Genomic DNA, 19,894 nt, shown 5'->3' with positions numbered 1-19,894 from the left:
TTAGGCAAAAGGAGAGAAAAAATTATGGCTTCAAATGTTTTATTTGCATCTGTGCAATATGACAAATATGATGTAGATGCAACACTTCCTGCAAAATTTGGAAGATTAATTGACAGGATGGGGATGGAAGAGGTAGTAAAAGGCAAATGGACTGTTATTAAGATGCATTTGGGAAGAAGAATGGGGTATACTACTATACATCCTTTGTTTGTTAAGATTCTGGTGGACAAACTAAAAGGATACGGGGCAAAAGTGTTTATTTCTGATCAGGAAGTTGAAGGAGCGAAAAACAGAGGGTATACTGAAGATTTCCTAGGTGTACCCATTGTTCCTGCATGTGGAGTTATGAACAAATATTACTATGAAAAGGAAGTGGATTTTAAGACCTTTAAAAATGTAGATGTAGCAGGTAACATTTATGATGCAGAAGTTATGATTAACCTTTCCCATGTAAAAGGTCATGGTGCATGTGGATATGGCGGTGCCTGTAAAAATATCGCTATGGGCTGCGTAACTGATAGGACTAGACAGCAGATTCATGGTCTGGAGGGTGGACTCGAGTGGAAAGAAGAACTTTGCACTCACTGTGAACTGTGTATTAACAGCTGCAACCATAATGCGAACAGTTTTAATAAAGAGGCTAAGTATGAAATCATTTTTCATCACTGCACTTATTGCCAGCACTGTGTCAAGGTCTGTCCTACCGGTGCAATTACCATGGATGCATACAGGTATGAGGATTTCCAGACAGGAATGGCAATTTGTACCGATGAAGTGCTGAAAACTTTTAAGCCGGGACACGTGTTCTATATTAATTTCCTAACAAATATTACTGCATTATGCGACTGTTGGGGACTTTCCACACCTGCTCTTGTGCCGGATATCGGTATTATGGCATCTCAGGATATCGTTGCCATTGAGAGAGCTTGTCTGGATGCAATCAAGGTTGAAAACTTACTTGAAGCGGGAGTTCCACAGGGGATGAAACTGGGAGAAACAGGACATCTCTTTCAAAGGTTACACGGAAAAAATCCTTTTGTACAGCTTAGAGAACTTGAAAAGAGAAATTTAGGAACTCAAGAATATAAGATCGAAGAGGTATATTAAACGATATGGCTCATGAGGGCCGGTTTGGATGTGTTTAATATACTTTCATCAGCTAAGTAAATTGGAGGAGGAGTTATGATGAATTTTGAATATTTTATGCCGTCTAGAATTCTATTTGGTCCGGGAAAATTAAACGAGCTTTCAAAAATAAAACTGCCTGGGAAAAAAGCACTAATTGTAATTTCAAATGGAACTTCCATGAGAAAGTACGGTTATCTAGACAGGGTGATATCGCTTCTCAAAGAGAATAATGTAGAAAGCGTCGTATTTGACAAGATTCTGCCTAATCCTGTAAAAAGCCATGTAATGGAAGGCGCGGAACTTGCAAAAACAGAAAACTGTGATTTCGTGATAGGACTTGGTGGGGGAAGCAGTATAGACTCTGCCAAAAGCATCGCTGTAATGGCAAAAAACCCCGGGGATTATTGGGATTATATTTCTGGGGGAACAGGAAAAGGAAAGCCTGTTGAGAACGGAGCCCTTCCAATAGTAGCGATCACTACGACTGCGGGCACCGGTACGGAGGCTGATCCGTGGACGGTTATAACGAAAGAAGATACAAATGAAAAAATTGGCTTTGGAGTGAAAGAGACATTTCCGTTTCTTTCTATTGTTGATCCCGAGTTGATGGTTTCGGTTCCTCCAAAGTTGACGGCTTATCAAGGGTTTGATGCCTTTTTCCATTCAGCCGAAGGATACATTGCCAGCATAGCAACTCCGATAAGTGATATGTACGCACTGAAGAGCATTGAACTTTTGGCAAAATATTTACCTGTTGCCGTTAACGACGGGAATAATATTGAAGCACGGACAAACGTAGCACTGGCAAATACCTTGGCGGGATTTGTAGAATCCACGTCAAGCTGTACATCCGAACACTCCATGGAGCATGCTCTCAGCGCTTTTCATCCGGATTTGCCCCATGGAGCAGGCCTTATAATGCTGTCCGAAGCATATTTTACATTTTTTGCGGACAAGGTCCCGGATCGGCTTGCAGACATGGCCAGGGCTATGGGAGAGGATGCAGACAGCTTGCCTGAAGCCGAAAGACCCAAAGCTTTCATTAGGGCACTGAAGAATCTGCAGAAAAAGTGTGGGGTTGACAACCTTAAGATGTCTGACTTTGGAATAAGAAGAGAAGATATACCCAAATTAGCTGAGAATGCAAGGCACACTATGGGAGGGCTTTTTGCAGTTGACCCGTACAAACTTTCTTTTGAAGAAACGGTAAAAATTCTGGAAAATGCTTATAAGTAAAGCATATAAATGGCTGAAGGTTGAAATTAAAGACTATAAAAACACTTATAACCCGAGCCGTCAAGGATAGCCTTCCTGATGACTTGGGTTATTTTTTAGTCCAAATTAAATTGCCGAAACTAAGCTTATTTTTCGTTTATATGATTTAATCCCTGGTCAAATATTTGCTTAATATGATCATCATCGAGGGAATAATATACTACTTTGCCCTCTTTTCTGTATTTTACCAATCTTGCGTGTTTTAAAACTCTTAGCTGATGGGATATTGCCGATTGGGTCATGCCCAGTACGGCAGCTATATCACAGACACACATTTCCGATGTAAAAAGGGCATAAAGTATTTTTATCCTGGTAGTATCCCCGAATACCTTAAATAATTCGGCAAGATCATACAGGTTTTCCTCATCAGGCATCTTTTCTTTAACTGCATTTACCACATCTTGATGTATCACATTACAATCACAGTTTTCAATATCTACTTTCTCATTAATCATTGCAGCCTCTCTCCCTACGTGTATGTTTGAATATATGCTCATTTGTTACATATTAATATTATTACTATTATTTAGCAGAGTCAAGAAAATAATAGTTCACAGCTTACAGTTAACAGTTTAGGGTAATAAAGGACATGTATTTGTTTTTTAAAGTCAAATTGCTTTTTATTAGTAGATACAAATGCAAAAAGAGACTGCTGAAAATGTTAGCAGTCTCAATTAGAAAAGAATTATTATTTTTTTTTTGATTTAACACTTTTTACTGTTTTTGATCATTCTTTAGCAGCAGGACCTGATTTGGTTGTGCAGCCGTAGCCATATCCATATCCACCAAAGCCCCAGAATAGCAATAAGAATAGAATGATAAACCAAAGTATTTCATCATTATCAAATAAATTGCTAAAGAAACTCATGTATACACACTCCTTAATTAATATTTTACATTTTTTTACATTATTAATACTTCGAATTATTTTTTAGCTGGATAGCCATAACCATATCCAGATCCAGAGCAGAAGAAAAGTAGGAATAGAATAATTAAGATTATAATCCATATCCATTCATATCCAAAACCGTAGAAGCTTTCAGTTCTAGTATCAGACATTTTATTGACCTCCTTTTTAGAATATTGGTATTTACAGTAACATCATATACGTATATTCATTTGATGGTTACTGTTTGCAGTTTAATGTTGCAGTGTAATAAATTGTTCAGTACGTGCTTAAATAAGGCACTAGACTATCTAGTGCCTTATTTAAGTAGTGTTATTTCTTTGGATAGCCGTAGCCATATCCACCAAAGCCCCAGAATAGGAATAAGAAAACTAAAATGAAAAACAATATTTCACTGTTGTCAAACAATCCGTATCCGTCAGCCATGCTGAGAACCTCCTTCTTAATGATTTGTTTAGGATTTACTCCTCACAATATACTATGACTTTGGTACCAAAAGTGTTACTATATATAATGCACTAATGATTTTACGACATATAGCTCAATAGCATAATAAAGTCTTAATAAATTTGTAATCAATTTTAATAATTTTGTAACAATTAAAGCAATTCAAAGAAAAAAAGTGGTATCCTTTTGTAATAAGACCTGATTCACATTAATCAATTTGGACTTATTAGAACAGCTATGATAAATTATTATGGTAAAATGAACAAAGCTGTAGTGAATATATAACAAGGAGGTATCTGAAAGAGTGTTAGAATTCCGTAGAATACTAAGCAGCAAGAAAGTTTTCGTACCGGTAGTTTTAAATATGTTAATAATTTCCATATTTAGTGTAATATATTTTTCTAATACTGCTTATGCAGTAAAGATAGATGGCAAAGAAATAGGAGTAGTAAAAAATAAGGAAGAATTGTATACGGCAATTCAAGAGATAGAAAATAGCATTAAAGATGAGTTGGGTACAGAAACAAAAATATCACAAGCCATAACCAGTGAAAAAATTTTTAAGTTAGCAGCTGAAATAACTCCTATGGATGTAATTAAATCAAGGCTGCAAGAAAATCTGGAAGTAAAAGTGGAAGCTTATTCATTGAACGTAGATGGTGAAGACCTGGTTTATTTAAAGGACAGGGAGTCAGCAGAAGAAATCTTAAATAGAATAAAAAGCCAATACTTACAGGATAAAAATAATAAAGAAATAAGTTTTGTTGAAAAAGTAGAAATACTTAGAAGAGATGTTGAAGCTGCTAAAATAAAAGATCTGGAAAGTGCCTATCAGTATATAGTAGAGGGCAGTAGCAAGCCCGAAAAATATGTTATTAAAGAAGGGGATACGACCTGGGATATTACAAAGAAACACAATATAACCCTGGATGAAATAAAACAGGCTAATCCGGGCATCAACCTGGATAGTCTCCAAATCGGACAAGAGCTGAACCTGGTTGCACCCAAACCATTTATAAATGTCAAGGTTGTAGAAACTATTGCATATGAAAAAGATATTGCATATGATACAAAATACCAGGAAACAGAGAATCTTTATCTGGGAGAAAGAAAGATACAGACAAAGGGAAAAGAAGGTAAAAAAAAGGTTGTAGAACAAGTAGTTAAAGTAAATAATATATTAACAGATAGAAATGTAATTAAGGAAGAAATCGTACAGCAACCTCAGACAGAAATTATTTTAAAAGGCACTAAGAAAAGACCTCAGACTGTAGCTTATGGTATTTTTAGAAATCCTGCCTCCGGGCCGCTAACTTCACGGTTTGGCCCAAGATGGGGGGAAAGGCATACAGGAATCGATATTGCTGCCCCTTTTGGCGCTCCAGTTGTAGCAGCTGATGGAGGAAAAGTCATTTATTCCGGTTTTAAGTCCGATAGCGGCTATGGAAATCTTATTATTATTGACCATGAAAATGGTTATAAAACCTATTATGCCCATAACAATACTTTAAAAGTAAAAGTAGGAGAAAGAGTGTATAAAGGGCAGGTCATTGCAACAGTGGGTGCTACAGGCAGGGTTACAGGACCTCATCTTCACTTTGAAGTAAGAAAAAATGACCAACCTGTAAATCCACTGCAGTTTATTAGAAATTAGTTGTGCTATATAAAATAACTTTTGCTAAATAACGTGTTATAAAAATTCAAAGGGCTTCTGTAAACGCAGAAGTCCTTTGAATTTTTGCTCCTCTAAGTTTTTCATAAAACTGTTAGAGGAAAGATTTGAAGCTTATGCCATTGTGGCTGCAAAAGCTCGGCATTCTCTTGCACAATTCATGCAGACGCGAGCGCAATTTTGTGATTCAGCATCAGGGAATCTTGCACATTCAGCTCCACAAGCTTCACAAATAGATGCACATAGGTTAGCAGCAGGTCTTGCAAACATACTATTACGTGCAATATATTTTGCAGTTAAACCGCAAATGTCTGCACAGTCACGCAATAGTTGAAGTTGTCTTAGTCTCATTTGAACATCTGGTCTTCTTTTTAAAAGGGTAGTCATGTGTTCACACACAGCTTCGCAATCTTGAATCGTTTTTACCAAGTGTTCGTGATGGATGCGATGAGAGTAAGGATATCCATAGTCAAAGACTCCAGGATACATGGGTGAATAATCTGCGAAATCGTCGGGCATTGAAATTCTCCTTTCTAAAACTAAAATTATTTGCATACAGTACTTACGCAATATCATTTATAGATTTTTGCGTAAGTACTGTTATATAATAATTATATGAATCTAATTATGTAAATGTGTATTATATAAATAAAAAATTCTAAAGATCGAGTTTACAGGCTCTAGGCTTTGTAGCTTAGTTATTGGAATCATATTTAAACTAGCATAATACATTAGGTTAAAATATTTCTAATTGTGCGATAAAAGTTAATGTGAATTTATATCATCCTGCCATTTTAAAATATTTACATGATCTTCATAATATCTTCATAATTGAGTATTACAATATGAATAGTAAGAATTAAGGAGTGAAGAAAATAGGGAAAGGGAAGGTGCCATATATGTTTAAATGGTTCGAAAGATTACTGGAAAAGATTGCAAAGGCGAATGGAGATAACTTTAAGGGGCAAAAACTTGATTGCTGTGAATTAAATAAGAAAGGAAGCAATGGAGGAGCCAACAAGTAATAACGAGTTAGATAGAGGAGAAACATAAGATATGTCTACATCGATATCTTTAGTTGCTTTTTTTGCAGGGTTAGTTTCTTTTCTTTCGCCTTGTATTATTCCAATGATAACCGTGTATTTCAGTCTTATCACCGGTATGTCAATGGAACAACTTACAAGTGCTAAGAAGAAAACTGCCACACAATTGCATATTATCATAAATACTTTATTATTCATTGCAGCTTTTACGCTTGTTTTTACCGTTGCAGGAGGAACAGCAGGGCAAGCGGCAAAGTTTCTTAATAAAAATATTAAGATATTCAATATATTAGGCGGTATCATGGTAATATTGCTTGCCCTCAAGATGCTGGGAGTATTTAAAGCAGTCACCCTAAAGAGTCGTAGATTGGAAAACCTATTTAACACTGATAAATTTACTTCTGCAAGATATCTTACTACTTTCCTTGTAGGAATATTCTTTGCAATTGCTTGTTCCCACTGCATAGGTCCCGTTCTGTATTCAATGCTGATATTCGCTGGAAGTACAGGCTCTGTGCACCAAGGTATGTTTACCATGTTTTCTTTCTCAATGGGATTAGCAGTTCCTTACTTAGTAGTGGGACTAACTTTGGAAAAATCAGCAAAGCTTTTACAAAAAGTGTCAAAGTATCAGAAATCCATATCCTACAGTGTAGGTGCTATACTGCTGTTTTTTGGAATTTTGATGGTGTTTAATAGATACACATTGCTGGTAGAACTTTTATATAAGGTTATCCCTATAAGAGCTCCTATAGGGATGTAGGAGGGAGAAGTTGATGAGGATATTATTTCATATATTTGGTGTTCCGGTTCATTTCTTTGGCGTAATGATTGCCTTAGGGATGCTGGCAGGAATATATGTAGCATATATAGAAGCTAAAAGAAAAGGCCTGGATACAGGGAAACTGTTTGATATCGTCCTTTACTCAGTTATTGCGGGAGTTATAGGTGCAAGGCTGTTTTATATAGTATTCTATAACTTATCCTATTATATCAAGAACCCTGTTGAAATTATAAAGATCAACGAAGGTGGTTTATCCATCCATGGGGGACTATTTACTGCATTTATTTTTGCCGTGATTTATGTTAAAAAGCATAGATTAAACTTTTTTAAATATGCGGATGCAATAGCCCCCGCAATCATATTAGGACAGGGGATAGGAAGAGTAGGCTGTGATGTGTTTGGAAAAGCTATGTCCATCCCATTGCCGTGGGGGGTAAGATATCAAGGACAGTTGGTACATCCGGCACAGGTGTATGAATTTGTTTTAAACTACCTGGTGTTTCTGATATTGTGGAGAAAGAGAAAAAATATAAAGTATGACGGACAAATATTTATATGGTATATTATCTTATTCTCTATTAACAGGGGAGTAGTAGAACTGTTTAGGATTAATCCTTTAATTATTGGCTGGTTTTCGGTAGCTCACCTGTTAAGTGTCCTGTTTATAATAGGTGCGTTGGTTTTAATGTATTTCATAAAGCGAGGCGTTTTTAGTACATCAACAGTGGACTCAACAATGGCTGTGGAAGGCAAGTCAAGCCTGGCAAAAGACATTTTGATTATATTGGGATTAATGATAATTTCAATGATTGTTTTCTATACCGTGCAATCGTAGACCAAAGAGGAAGCTATCATGAAACTCATAAAAAGCACATTACAAGATGAGAAGCTAAGGGCTTTAATTAGTGAACTTGAAAGAAAATTAACTGCTAAAGAGCATATTGATACTGAAGTTATTGAATTAAGTCAGAGAGTGGATAAGCGAATAGCGTCCACCATGAGAAGTAAATTAGATAAGAATAGGTAATATGGAGATGATGAATTAGAAGGGTGGTATGGGTATGGAATTTTTACAGGAGAATTGGTGGTATTTGCTCTTTGTTGGAGCAATGATGTTTATGATGTTTAGACGCGGAGGCTGCTGCGGAGGACACTCTTATGGAGGGTATAGTCATGGAGGAGATCATGGCAGTCATTATCCACCTAATACTAACCAGTCCAATACTCAGACAATGGATATGGTAAAAGACCCGGTATGTGGTATGTATATAAATCCCAATACTGCAATTCATGAGGTGATAAACGGAAAAACTTATTACTTCTGCAGTGAAGCTTGTAGAAATGAATTTCGTAAACGACAATAAGTTTTTAATTAACCATTTACACACTGAACTTATTAATAAGTATTTTTATATAAAGAAATGAGCTAGCTTGTATAAAAATTAAACCGGAGAAATCAAAATGGCAACATTTTATGATAAATTACTGATTGCGTTCATTATTACAGTTAGTCTAATTGGTTACGGAATCATTGGTGTATATGGGATGGGGATGGATAAAAAGATCTGTAAAACTTTGATAAAGGAGGGGTATGTATGGAGCAGGTCGGTAGAGTTGTAAAGACAGAGGGCAGGATGGCAGAAATTCAGATTCAACGTACCACGGCTTGCAGCGGTGATTGTGGAAAATGCAGTGGATGTGCTCCTACATCATTGACGGTAAAAGCTAGCAATGAAGTGAATGCTAAAGTTGGTCAAATGGTGAAAATAGATACCTCTACCAGTAATGTATTACTTGCAGCTTTCGGGGTATATATTGTTCCTATTGTGTTACTAATTGCAACATATATGACTGTCTATGGTTATATCACACTAAACAGTCTTCCGATAGATGCAGAGTTTATGGGAATTATAGCAGGACTTATTGTTTTAGTAATATCTTTTATTATTATCCGGTTTATAGATAAAACACTGGCAAAAAGCAATAAGTTTGAATTGAAAATTAAAAAGATTATACATTGACTGTTTGGATATCCAATTTATACCTCGCATGTATCATTAACAATCTACTAAAGAAACGGGGCGAAGAAAGTGAATAAGAAAAAAAGCAAGTTCTTACCTATAATCGCTATTGTTGTTGTAGGGGCATTCATTTTTACCATGTTACTTCCTACTATATTTGCTGCTTTAGGTACTGAAAAAGGCAGTTTGCCGGAATGGTCTCAAAACAAAAAGGATACTCTACAACAGGCAAATTCAATTGAGGCAGGCCCAACTGGGAATGAGGCAAAGTATTTTACAAGTAGTAAAGGGGGCAATGTAGATGTAGGTGTAATATTTATGAACCCTATTGTAAGCAATGAAGATTATTTGGTGTTTAAAGTTATGCTAAATACTCATTCAGTAGACTTGACAAAATACAGTAACTTAAATAAGTTTGTGGAACTGCAGGTAAGTGATAATGTTGTTATTAAAGATGGATTCATATGGGAAAGTGAAAGTAACGAAGGACATCATATAAGCGGGACTCTTAAAGTTAAGAATGACTATAACGGAAAGCCAATACTAACTGATGATACAGAATATTTAAAGCTGATATTTAAAAATATAGCTGATGTTAAAGAAAGAGAGCACATATATAAAAAGGATACTTTAAGATGAGGAGGTGAAAGATATGAATTGCCATGGAAATCATAATCATAAAGGAAATAATGGAGAACATAACCACAAAGGTCATATGTCACATATGTGGCTGATGATACTTTGCTGTGCCATACCATTAGTCCTGCTACTATTGTTACCTTTATTGAAGATTAATAACCCGGCTATACAGGGCTTGTTATCAGGAGCAGTATTTTTCCTGTGCCCTTTAATGCATCTTTTTATGTTACCTATGATGTTTAGAAAAGACAAAAACAAAGAAGAAAACCATAATCATCATTTAAATAATCAAATAGAAGCAAGAAACCAGGAGGGATAATATGAATTGTTGCGGCGGTGGTCACCAAAACCATCAAGGGCACGGCCATGATGGACATCAAGACGATAAACGTCCTACCGGTAACTTATTAATCATTATTGCTGTCATTGTGATTGCAGCAATTGCATTGTATTATGTGCGATAATTAATGCTGAATCTAAGCTTAAATGTGATATTTTAGAACAAAGAACTAATATATAAACCTCCGGGCTGTACCGGAGGTTTATATGTGTATATACTATTATGGATAAATTTAGGAATTTTATAAGTAAAGGTGAGTCTGTAAAGTAATGTGGGAGAAGGTTAAAAATCGCTATACCATTCTAAGTGTGTTTATAATTATAATAGCAGTTATTTTTGCATACAGGTTAATCCAGCTGCAAGTTATCAATGGAAAAGCATATGCAGAAGAGTCCGAGAGGAGATTACGTAGAGCGGTAGAAATAAAGGCCCCTAGAGGTGAAATTCTTGATAGGTTTGGGAGAGTCCTTGCAACTAACCGTATAGGATATTCCATTAATATTCAAAAAGTAGATATAAGTATAAGCGAATTTAATGATATGATTTTAAATTTAATAAATACTCTTGAAGTTAATAATGACACATATATAGATAGTTTGCCTATAACATACCCTCCATTTCAGTTTGATTTCCCTGGAAATGATGAAGCTACCAGAAAAGATAATGAGATAAAATGGAAACAAACTAAAAAATTTGATGCAAATGCTACTGCCGAGGAGGTTATGAGAAAACTAAGGCATACCTATAAAATTCCTGCTGAATACAGTGATCTGGATGCCAGAAAAGTAATTTCAGTCCGTTATGCCATGAGTGAACAGGGCTTTGGCACATATAGCAGCTTTACTGTGGCATCCGATGTAAGTATTAATACCGTGATGCAGATAGAAGAAAGAAATAGAGAATTTCCGGGGGTCAGTATTTTTGAAGAACCCATTAGAACCTACCCCAATCAGGAACTGGCTGCCCATGTTTTGGGTTATGTCGGGAGAATAAACGCAGATGAGTATAGTAAGCTCAAAGATAAGGGCTACGGCATGAATGACATACTGGGTAAAGCGGGTATGGAAAAATACCTGGAAGAATTTTTAAAAGGTAAGGATAGTAAAAAAGAAATAGAAATAAACGAACAGGGAAAATTAACTCAAGTTTTAGATAGTATGGCTCCGGTTCCAGGCAATGATGTAATTTTAACAATTGATGCAGAACTACAAAAAGTCGCAGAAACATCTTTAAGAAATACTATTGATAAGATACGTAACGGTGGATATGGAGAGGAATACAGTGATGCTAACAGTGGGGCAGTTGTAGCATTAGATGTAAATACGGGAGCAGTCCTTGCAATGGCAAGTTATCCAACTTACAACCCGTCAGAATTTTACAAGGATTATAAAAGATTAAGCAGTGATACATTACAACCTTTGTTTAACAGAGCCATAGCAGGTGCCTATCCACCGGGGTCTACCTTTAAAATGTTAACAGGGATTGCTGCGCTGGAAGAAGGAATAGTTACTCCTTATGATAAGATCTTAGATACAGGTATATATAAATTTTATAAGGGTTATCAGCCCGCTTGTTGGTTATGGACCAAAGCACGTGCAACTCATGGATATTTAAATATGGTTGGAGCCCTTCAGGTATCATGTAATATCTTTTTTTATGATGTAGGCAGAAGATTAACCATAGAAAAGATTTATGATTATGGAGTGAAATTTGGGCTTGGTGAGCTTACAGGTATAGAACTGGCCGGTGAAAGCAAGGGTATATTGGCGGGACCGGGACCACGTAAGAGAATTTTTAACAAACCATGGGTTCCGGGCGATACAATACAGGCTGCCATAGGCCAATCTGACCATATGTTTACACCTCTGCAGATAGCCAGCTATGTAAGCACCATAGCTAACGGCGGTACACGTTACAAGGTCCATATTGTAGACAAAGTAAAGACATACAATGACGGGAGAATAATAAAACAGACTGCTCCGGAAATCTTAGGTAAGATAGAGATGAAACCTGAAACTATAAAAACTATTTTTGAGGGGATGAGGGCAGTTACTGAGGAAGGAGGCACTGCAAGTGCCGTATTTAGAGATTTTCCCGTAACTGTAGCCGGAAAAACCGGTACGGCGCAAGCGTCTGGCGGTTCTGATCATGGATGGTTTGTAGGATTTGCACCTTATGATAATCCGCAAATAGCGGTGGCTGTTATTGTCGCACGAGGCGGCAGTGGGGGAAATGTGGCTCCTGTTGCCAGGGACATCTTTGCTGCATATTTAGGGGTTGATAAGGCTTTGGATAAAGAATTTCCTTTAAATCAAATTACAAGATAATGATTTACCTCATCTACTCAAATCTCCACAATTTCTTCACAATTTTTTCATAATATCTTCATAACCAAGTAGTACTATAGAAGCATAAGGAAATAATAATAAAAATAACTAGTAGATTTAAACGGGGAGTATTAGAAATTTAATAATAGAAAAAATATATTTAAGAAAGGGTGAGAATATGAAAAGAGAAAGAGTCTTTTGGTGGTTTGTACTGATTAGTTCTGTGCTTTTACTTATTGGATATAGTATATGGGGCTTTTCTAATATGAGATACGGGCGGACCGGACCGTTTGGGTATGGCTATTATGGAAGAGGAATGATGAACAGATGGTTCAATTTATATAACAAGCCTTTTGATAATAATAAAGATAGGTTGTCCATTAACCAAATTAGAAACAATGTCGATAAATATATTAAATATTACGATGACAATTTGGAAATAGCAGATATATTTGTATTTAAAGACAGTGACTATTACGTATCCATCGAGGAAAAAGATACGGGAAAAGGTGCCATGGAGCTGCTTGTAAATCCATATACAGGTGATATTTATCCCGAGTATGGACCGAATATGATGTGGAATGAAAAGTACGGCATGCATGGTCAAAGAGGGTTTGGAATGATGGGTATGATGATGGGGGGAGCGAGTTGGAATAGAGGTAACTGGTACTATAACGATCAAAATAATTTAAAGAAAGTAGACAGGGAAGATGCAATAAAAATTGCTGATAAATATGTGAAAAACAGCGAAGGTAAAGATTTTTCGGTAGTAGCTGAAGGCCATGAATTTTATGGTTATTATACATTTCATGTTAACAAAGGAAATAAAACAGTAGGCATGTTAAGTGTGAACTATTACACAGGAGATGTATGGTACCATACATGGCATGGCCAATTAGAAAAAATAATATCTCATGATGAAAAATAATGAAAGACCAGCTAATTAAAGTCAAGAGTTTTTAAGAAAAATTTTGAGAAATTTTTTTAGACTCCTGACGTTAATCAAAGGCATGACAACAAGACCACCTAAGTGAAGTAGACATAAAATAGCTGGTCTGAAATAATAAGTTGCTCTTTGAAAACTGAACATCAAGTACAAGTACTATTAAGCTGCTGTATGCTTTGCTGCAAGATTCTTCGCATGCTCTTGGGGGCTACGTAGCTGATAAGGCTTTCTATCCCTCAGAACAGCAAAAATATAATTAACAAGCTTACGCATAACAGCTCCCAAAGCTACTTTTTTAGGTTTGCTCCGGCACTTCTGTTGATAAAACTCCAGTAACACAGGGTTGCAAGCTGTCTTATCCCTCTTGGTACGGATATTGGCAAGAGCAATTGTAAAAAGCACCCTGCGAAGCAGCCTTGAACCCCTCTTAGACATCTTGTTACGTGTACCGGTAAACTCTCCGGACTGCATGACAGAGGGGTCAATGCCGAAATAAGCAACCAGCTTGCCCGGCTTTTTAAAGGCCGAAAAGTCGCCAATCTCCGCAAGAATGGTGGCAGCAGACAGAAGGCCTATGCCGGGAATGCTCTGCAAGAGTTCAAGCGTCAATGCAAGTACAGGCATGTCCTTTGCCAGGTCCTCATCAATCAGCTTATGGATGGCTTTAAGGACTTTCTCCAGGTTTTCCTCCAGGGTTCTGATCATGGAGATGTACACACCGAGCATGGCAATATTTGAGGAATTGTGAATGCTCAAAGGTTCAAAATCTCTGGCCTTGGAGACCAAAAGCTCATACTTTTCAGTTGCCCATTTAAGGCTTTTGTGGGACTTTTCCTGAATCATTGAAATCAGCTTGTTCCTGTCAGCCTTAAGAATATGGGCAGGCGTAGGATACTCCTCCAGGACTGCAAGAGCAGCCTTTGAAAAGATGTTGGGGAATACATCCTTAAAGTTTAGCATGAGTTGGTCAACAATACCCGTAAACCTGTTTTTGTAGGCAGTAAGCTCGTCAGAGAGCTTGTAGTACTGGCGGCAAAGGCTCCTTAAGCATTCAATATCCTCATCGAGGATATTAGTAGTTTTAAGCTCCTGAAATCTGTAGAGCAATGCAATTTTCCGGGCATCCACTTTATCATTTTTCACTTTTCTAATTCCAATATTTTTGATAGAATCAGTCTGGATGGGGTTTGTTACTGAAACCTCAAATCCAGCTTTACAAAGTGAATGGAAAAGGATTTTGTGATAGTGCCCGGTGGATTCCATGACGACGAAAGGCCTTGAATCAAAGTCCTTTTCCGTTTTTTTCAGCAATTCAACGGCTCTTTCAACGTCGGTACTGGAATCATGGCGAATCTTCATGCGGGCAATTACTTCATTGGATGGAGAAAGAATCGCCATCTCACTGAAGAACTTGCCCACATCAATGCCTGCAATGGGTCTGAAATTCATTAAAAATGCCTCCTTTACAAGATTGATGGACTTAAAAGCCTCCATTCCTTCCCATGTAAGCAAACAACCTTGCATGTGACACGAGGAACCAGCTTATTAGCTGGCCTCAACCAGCCAAATCATGTAGACTTACCGGAATGGATAAATACTCTTTCACACGGGTAATCGGCCCGCTAAGGTCCGTCCCAGGAGGTGATACACACACCTTCCAAGTCCGGAAGATATTATACATGATTTTCAAGGTTCAGGCCAACAGGTGCTGGCATAATGGCTAAGATGTGAAGCCGTATGATGTGCTTGATGTTTAGAAAAGTATGAAGTTTGAAGTGTTATGTTAACAATGATTTTTAATGGGTCGAACAGTGGCTTCGGTCACTGATTTAATACAATATTAATTGTACAAGGAGAGATTACTATGATGGGATATGGATATGGAATGATGGGAGGATGGATGTTTATGATGATTATTCCTTTGCTTTTAATCGGGATTATTGTATATGCAGCGGTTAAGCTGGCAAGTGGCAGTCAGTCCAATTATGCAGGCAAATATGGTGAAACAAACCGCGCCATGGAAATTTTAAATCAAAGATTTGCTAACGGAGAGATTAGCGAAGAAGAATACAAAAAGAAAAAAGATATGCTGAAATATTAAAATTGATACAGAGGAACTTTTTATAGTCTGATATGATGGTTAGAGTATTTTACAGCAAGATTGTTCTAGGCAGAGGTTAGATTAACTTTTTTCTGACCAAAGCCTAGTTTTATTTTAATAAATTGTGTAAAGTTTGATTCTTATCAAAAGTATACATTGAGATACGGATATGGATTTGTAACAGGGACGTATGGCGCGAACATCAAGAGGAGGACAATAAACAATGTAAAAAGCGGTGTTTTCAAATATACAGGTTACAGGTCTTTGACTTGGATATTGTAAAGAAAATAAGTATAAAAAATATTAAATAAAAAGAAAATAAGTAAAAAATGATTCTTAGACTGGCTGTTCAAATAAAAAAAATTGCATAAACAATAATTCATTGTTGACATATAGAAATATTATGATATAATATAACTATACCCCACCCATAGTGGGGAGGGAATACAAAAGGGGTGACAAAAAGATGCAAAAACAAACATTAAATATTACAGGAATGACCTGCGCATCTTGTGCTAAGGCAATTGAAAGAAGTGTTGGCAAAATAGAAGGAGTGCGCTTAGTAAATGTAAACTTTGCGACGGAGAAATTAGCAGTCGAGTTTGATGAAAGCAAAGCAAGTATTGAAAAAATTAAAGAAGCAGTAAAAAAAGCAGGATACAGTGCGCAGGAGGAACAGAATGATACTATAAGGGAGATCACTATTCCCATATCAGGAATGACCTGTGCATCCTGTGCAAAAGCAATTGAAAAGTCCATAGGTAAGCTGCCGGGAATAAGTGAAGTAAGTGTAAACTTTGCAACCGAAAAAGCAAAGGTAGTGTATGATTCTTCCAAAACAAGGATTTCAGAGATAAAAGATGCCGTGTCCAAGGCAGGCTATAAAGCATTGGAGATTGAAGCTGACAAACAGGTAGACCACGAAAGAGAACGTAGAGAAAAAGAAATGAGATCTTTGTGGATAAAATTTTTAGTATCAGCTATATTTACCGTACCACTGCTATATATCGCAATGGGGCATTTATTGGGATTAAAACTGCCAGAGATCATTATGCCTGAGATGTACCCGCTGAACTTTGCGTTAGTACAGCTAATCTTATCAATCCCTGTAGTGATAGCGGGCTATAAGTTCTATACTGTAGGGTTTAGTAGACTGATACGACGTGAACCCAACATGGATTCATTGATTGCTATGGGTACAGCTGCAGCATTCTTATATGGAATCTATGCAGTATACCAAATTGCAAATGGAAATTTTGAATATGCTAAAGACTTATATTTTGAAACAGCCGGAGTTATTATTGCATTAATCTTGCTAGGAAAATATCTGGAAGCTGTCACAAAAGGAAAAACTTCGGAAGCTATTAAAAAACTCATGGGACTTGCACCTAAAACAGCAGTGGTAATTCATGATGGAAAAGAGATGACTATTCCGATAGAGGAAGTAGAAGTAGGGGATATCGTCTTGGTAAAACCGGGGGAAAAAATTCCGGTTGATGGCGAGGTAATAGAAGGAAGGACATCAGTTGACGAGTCGATGCTTACCGGTGAAAGCATACCTGTAGAAAAGAATATAGGCAGTAAAGTAATCGGAGCAAGTATTAATAAAAACGGTACGATTAAGTTTAAGGCAACCAAGGTAGGTAAAGATACTGCCCTTGCCCAAATTATCAAACTGGTGGAAGATGCTCAAGGTTCTAAAGCACCTATAGCAAAATTAGCAGATATCATATCAGGATATTTTGTACCGGTTGTCATAGTAATTGCCATCATAGCAGGATTGGCTTGGTATTTGTCGGGAATGTCAGTGATTTTCTCACTTACCATATTTATAGCCGTACTAGTCATTGCATGCCCGTGTGCATTAGGCCTTGCGACACCAACGGCAATCATGGTTGGAACAGGTAAGGGAGCTGAACATGGCGTACTTATAAAAGGTGGGGAAGCATTGGAGACTGCCCATAAGATACAGACCATCGTATTTGACAAAACCGGGACCATTACGGAAGGTAAGCCTAAGGTAACTGATATACTCACAACTGGCGAAATTGACGAAAACGAATTATTGCAGTTATCGGCATCAGCAGAAAAAGGATCAGAACATCCATTGGGAGAAGCGATTGTCAACAGGGCAAAAGAAAAGAAGCTAGAATTTTTAAATGTTGAAAGTTTTGAAGCAATTCCCGGCCATGGAATAGAAGTCAAAATTCAAGGAAAAACAATGCTGTTGGGTAATAAGAAATTGATGAATGATAGAAATATAGAAATTACATTACAAAAAGAATCGGATAGATTGGCTGAAGAAGGAAAAACTCCAATGTTTGTCGCCATTGATAATAAACTGGCAGGAATCATAGCAGTGGCCGACGTAATGAAAGCAAGCAGTAAAAGGGCAATAGAAGTATTACACAGTATGGGCATTGAAGTAGCAATGATTACCGGCGACAATAGAAGGACCGCAGAGGCAATCGCAAAGCAGGTAGGAATAGATAGGGTATTGGCTGAAGTGCTGCCGCAGGATAAGGCCAATGAAGTAAAAAAGCTCCAGGCAGAAGGTAAAAAGGTGGCAATGGTAGGCGATGGAATCAATGATGCGCCAGCCCTGGCACAAGCGGATATAGGCATTGCGATTGGTTCCGGAACCGATGTTGCAATGGAATCAGCGGATATTGTATTAATGAGAAGTGATTTGATGGATGTACCGACTGCAATACAATTAAGCAAAAAGACCATTAGCAATATTAAGCAAAACTTATTCTGGGCTTTTGCGTACAACACAGCCGGTATTCCGGTGGCAGCCGGACTGCTGTACCTGTTTGGCGGGCCGTTGTTAAATCCAATCATAGCGGCAGCAGCCATGGCATTTAGTTCTATATCCGTATTAACGAATGCTTTAAGGCTAAAACAATTTAAGCCTTTGCATTAAATATATAGTTCGTGGTTGATCAGTATCATACATTATAAATAATTAATACAACTTCCTCGGATATTAAAAATATAAGTTTGCTATGCTGCATGTATGATATATGGTATTAACAACTGTGAACTACGAACGAATAACTAATAAAAAGAAAGGAAGGATTCATATGATGAAGAAAATATTTATTGAAGGAATGAGTTGTGCACATTGTGTAGGACATGTTGAGGAAGCATTAAAAGAAATATGTGGAGTAAAATCGGTATCGGTTAATTTGGAACAAAAGTTTGCAACAGTAGAGCTGGCCCATGAAGTAGCTGATGAAAAACTAAGGGCGGCAATAGATGAGGCTGGATATGAGGTTGTTAAAATAGAAGGGTAAATAAAAAACCATGTGCTGAAATGCGCATGGTTTTTTATTTACTAATTGCTAAGAAAAGGAAGGGGATTTATGTGAATACCGTTTTTCCTGTTTTTGTATTAATAGAATTCTTTTCGCTACGGGAGTGCGTTTGACTGTGTAACTATGAATCTTCATAGTTTCTTCATAACTTTTTTATAAGATCTTCATAATAGAGTAGTATTATGATATATAGAAAAGATATAAGTAGTGTTTGAGATTTTAAAATGCGGGTATTAGAAAGTTAATTATAGAAAAAATATGTAGAGAAAAAGAAAATGTAAGTATTAAGTGTAAACTAACCATTGGATATATTTAATCCGCTAGTAGTAGGAACTTATGGTGCAAATATTAACAGGAGAACAGTTAATAATGTAACCAAAGCTGGATTTTCAAATATTCAGGTCACAGACCTTTTGATGGACATTGTAAAGAAGATAACTATAAAGAATATAAAGTAATCCATGGGTGCATTTAATATGTTTGAAGAATATTATTAACAGGCTCTAAGCCTTTCCGCAACGTTCTTTCCATAATATTATTCTTCAAATATAAAATATACACCCGTAATTCATAGTTGACCAGCATGCTAAACATTGTGTAAAACAGGCTTTTATTTAAAAATAGAAAATGAAAAATAGAAGAAATTATTGACAAATACGTAAAATAACTTTAACTTTAATAGAAGGGTGAAGAATATCATCATGAAAACACACATAGTTAAATTAAAACAAAGTAATATGCTGTGTCATAGATGCGTGCTAAATGTTGTAAAAGCCCTCAGTCAAATACAAGGCATTCAAGAGCTGAGTGTCAATTTAGAGGAAAAAAGGATTAAGATTGCCTATAACGACCAGAATGTATCAAGAGAGATGATTAAAGAGATTGTTGATGAGGCTATAATCAAAGGAAAAGTAAAAAAGTTACCATAACTGGCTTGTATTTCT

At 36.7% G+C, this 19,894-nt stretch carries 25 protein-coding genes; 20 read left to right on the top strand and 5 right to left on the bottom strand.

Annotated features, from left to right (window positions below; all coding sequences use genetic code 11):
* The first annotated feature begins 24 nt into the window (after positions 1-24).
* Positions 25-1,107 (top strand): DUF362 domain-containing protein, encoded by a 1,083-nt coding sequence (locus CIB29_RS13155; protein ID WP_094550393.1) that lies wholly within the window; start codon positions 25-27, stop codon positions 1,105-1,107.
* Positions 1,108-1,185: 78 nt separating this feature from the next.
* Positions 1,186-2,364 (top strand): iron-containing alcohol dehydrogenase, encoded by a 1,179-nt coding sequence (locus tag CIB29_RS13150; RefSeq protein WP_198543914.1) that lies wholly within the window; start codon positions 1,186-1,188, stop codon positions 2,362-2,364.
* A 125-nt stretch (positions 2,365-2,489) separates the two neighbouring features.
* Here CIB29_RS13150 and CIB29_RS13145 read toward each other — a convergent pair whose 3' ends face one another.
* From CIB29_RS13145 to CIB29_RS19510, 3 genes are all read right to left on the bottom strand, one after another.
* Positions 2,490-2,858, bottom strand: a complete 369-nt coding sequence (locus CIB29_RS13145; protein ID WP_094550389.1) for an ArsR/SmtB family transcription factor — start codon at positions 2,856-2,858, stop codon at positions 2,490-2,492.
* Between the two features lie 272 nt (positions 2,859-3,130).
* Entirely contained in the window at positions 3,131-3,271 is a 141-nt protein-coding gene (locus CIB29_RS18965; RefSeq protein ID WP_198543920.1) for a hypothetical protein, read from the bottom strand.
* A 56-nt stretch (positions 3,272-3,327) separates the two neighbouring features.
* A complete protein-coding gene (locus CIB29_RS19510; protein ID WP_278335859.1) occupies positions 3,328-3,462 on the bottom strand; it encodes a hypothetical protein in 135 nt (44 codons plus the stop codon).
* A gap of 599 nt (positions 3,463-4,061) precedes the next feature.
* Between CIB29_RS19510 and CIB29_RS13140 the strand changes: the two genes are divergently transcribed.
* Entirely contained in the window at positions 4,062-5,411 is a 1,350-nt protein-coding gene (locus CIB29_RS13140; RefSeq protein WP_094550387.1) for a peptidoglycan DD-metalloendopeptidase family protein, read from the top strand.
* Positions 5,412-5,543: 132 nt separating this feature from the next.
* On the opposite strand, the gene CIB29_RS13135 is transcribed toward CIB29_RS13140, so the two are convergent.
* On the bottom strand, positions 5,544-5,948 hold the full coding sequence (locus CIB29_RS13135) for a four-helix bundle copper-binding protein (RefSeq protein WP_198543881.1): 405 nt from the start codon (positions 5,946-5,948) through the stop codon (positions 5,544-5,546).
* Positions 5,949-6,328: 380 nt separating this feature from the next.
* On the opposite strand from CIB29_RS13135, the gene CIB29_RS19505 reads away from it, so the two are divergent.
* The 12 genes from CIB29_RS19505 to CIB29_RS13095 all read left to right on the top strand — a co-directional run bounded on the left by CIB29_RS19505 (position 6,329) and on the right by CIB29_RS13095 (position 13,511).
* A complete protein-coding gene (locus CIB29_RS19505) occupies positions 6,329-6,454 on the top strand; it encodes an LDCC motif putative metal-binding protein (protein ID WP_278335858.1) in 126 nt (41 codons plus the stop codon).
* A 31-nt stretch (positions 6,455-6,485) separates the two neighbouring features.
* Complete coding sequence (locus CIB29_RS13130; RefSeq protein ID WP_198543880.1) at positions 6,486-7,235, top strand: cytochrome c biogenesis CcdA family protein; 750 nt, start codon at positions 6,486-6,488, stop codon at positions 7,233-7,235.
* Positions 7,236-7,248: 13 nt separating this feature from the next.
* On the top strand, positions 7,249-8,091 hold the full coding sequence (gene lgt / locus CIB29_RS13125; protein WP_094550386.1) for a prolipoprotein diacylglyceryl transferase: 843 nt from the start codon (positions 7,249-7,251) through the stop codon (positions 8,089-8,091).
* 18 nt (positions 8,092-8,109) lie between these two features.
* A complete protein-coding gene (locus tag CIB29_RS18625; RefSeq protein ID WP_157910304.1) occupies positions 8,110-8,283 on the top strand; it encodes a hypothetical protein in 174 nt (57 codons plus the stop codon).
* Positions 8,284-8,317: 34 nt separating this feature from the next.
* Positions 8,318-8,620 carry a YHS domain-containing protein gene (locus CIB29_RS13120; protein WP_198543879.1) on the top strand — a complete coding sequence of 101 codons (303 nt, stop codon included), beginning with the start codon at positions 8,318-8,320 and terminating at the stop codon, positions 8,618-8,620.
* 97 nt (positions 8,621-8,717) lie between these two features.
* Positions 8,718-8,876 (top strand): hypothetical protein, encoded by a 159-nt coding sequence (locus CIB29_RS18620; RefSeq protein WP_157910303.1) that lies wholly within the window; start codon positions 8,718-8,720, stop codon positions 8,874-8,876.
* Positions 8,852-9,277, top strand: a complete 426-nt coding sequence (locus CIB29_RS13115; protein WP_094550384.1) for a SoxR reducing system RseC family protein — start codon at positions 8,852-8,854, stop codon at positions 9,275-9,277. Before CIB29_RS18620 ends, CIB29_RS13115 begins: the two co-directional genes overlap by 25 nt.
* 69 nt (positions 9,278-9,346) lie before the next feature.
* Positions 9,347-9,916: a hypothetical protein gene (locus CIB29_RS13110; RefSeq protein WP_094550383.1), complete on the top strand. Its 570-nt coding sequence runs from the start codon at positions 9,347-9,349 to the stop codon at positions 9,914-9,916.
* 13 nt (positions 9,917-9,929) lie between these two features.
* Positions 9,930-10,235, top strand: a complete 306-nt coding sequence (locus CIB29_RS13105) for a hypothetical protein (protein ID WP_094550381.1) — start codon at positions 9,930-9,932, stop codon at positions 10,233-10,235.
* 1 nt (position 10,236) lies between these two features.
* On the top strand, positions 10,237-10,380 hold the full coding sequence (locus tag CIB29_RS18615; RefSeq protein ID WP_157910302.1) for a hypothetical protein: 144 nt from the start codon (positions 10,237-10,239) through the stop codon (positions 10,378-10,380).
* Between the two features lie 184 nt (positions 10,381-10,564).
* Positions 10,565-12,583 (top strand): penicillin-binding protein 2, encoded by a 2,019-nt coding sequence (mrdA, locus tag CIB29_RS13100; protein ID WP_198543878.1) that lies wholly within the window; start codon positions 10,565-10,567, stop codon positions 12,581-12,583.
* A gap of 178 nt (positions 12,584-12,761) precedes the next feature.
* Positions 12,762-13,511 (top strand): hypothetical protein, encoded by a 750-nt coding sequence (locus CIB29_RS13095; protein WP_094550377.1) that lies wholly within the window; start codon positions 12,762-12,764, stop codon positions 13,509-13,511.
* 177 nt (positions 13,512-13,688) lie between these two features.
* Here the strand turns inward: CIB29_RS13095 and CIB29_RS13090 are convergent, their stop codons facing one another.
* On the bottom strand, positions 13,689-14,978 hold the full coding sequence (locus tag CIB29_RS13090) for an IS110 family RNA-guided transposase (protein ID WP_094547847.1): 1,290 nt from the start codon (positions 14,976-14,978) through the stop codon (positions 13,689-13,691).
* Between the two features lie 415 nt (positions 14,979-15,393).
* Here CIB29_RS13090 and CIB29_RS13085 point away from each other — a divergent pair, with 415 nt between their 5' ends.
* From CIB29_RS13085 to CIB29_RS13070, 5 genes are all read left to right on the top strand, one after another.
* On the top strand, positions 15,394-15,630 hold the full coding sequence (locus CIB29_RS13085; RefSeq protein ID WP_094550375.1) for an SHOCT domain-containing protein: 237 nt from the start codon (positions 15,394-15,396) through the stop codon (positions 15,628-15,630).
* A gap of 466 nt (positions 15,631-16,096) precedes the next feature.
* Entirely contained in the window at positions 16,097-18,556 is a 2,460-nt protein-coding gene (locus CIB29_RS13080) for a heavy metal translocating P-type ATPase (RefSeq protein WP_094550373.1), read from the top strand.
* Positions 18,557-18,716: 160 nt separating this feature from the next.
* On the top strand, positions 18,717-18,929 hold the full coding sequence (locus CIB29_RS13075) for a heavy-metal-associated domain-containing protein (RefSeq protein ID WP_094550371.1): 213 nt from the start codon (positions 18,717-18,719) through the stop codon (positions 18,927-18,929).
* 323 nt (positions 18,930-19,252) lie between these two features.
* Positions 19,253-19,408, top strand: a complete 156-nt coding sequence (locus tag CIB29_RS18960; RefSeq protein ID WP_198543877.1) for a hypothetical protein — start codon at positions 19,253-19,255, stop codon at positions 19,406-19,408.
* Positions 19,409-19,651: 243 nt separating this feature from the next.
* The gene (locus CIB29_RS13070) at positions 19,652-19,879 is read left to right on the top strand and encodes a heavy-metal-associated domain-containing protein (RefSeq protein ID WP_094550369.1); all 228 of its coding nucleotides are present in this window, start codon (positions 19,652-19,654) and stop codon (positions 19,877-19,879) included.
* Positions 19,880-19,894 lie beyond the last annotated feature (15 nt).

Origin of the sequence: Petroclostridium xylanilyticum, from assembly GCF_002252565.1 — a bacterium.
GTDB lineage: Bacteria > Bacillota > Clostridia > SK-Y3 > SK-Y3 > Petroclostridium > Petroclostridium xylanilyticum.
The sequence above is the reverse complement of the archived record's forward strand: the minus strand, read 5'-3'. Positions and strand labels throughout refer to the sequence as shown.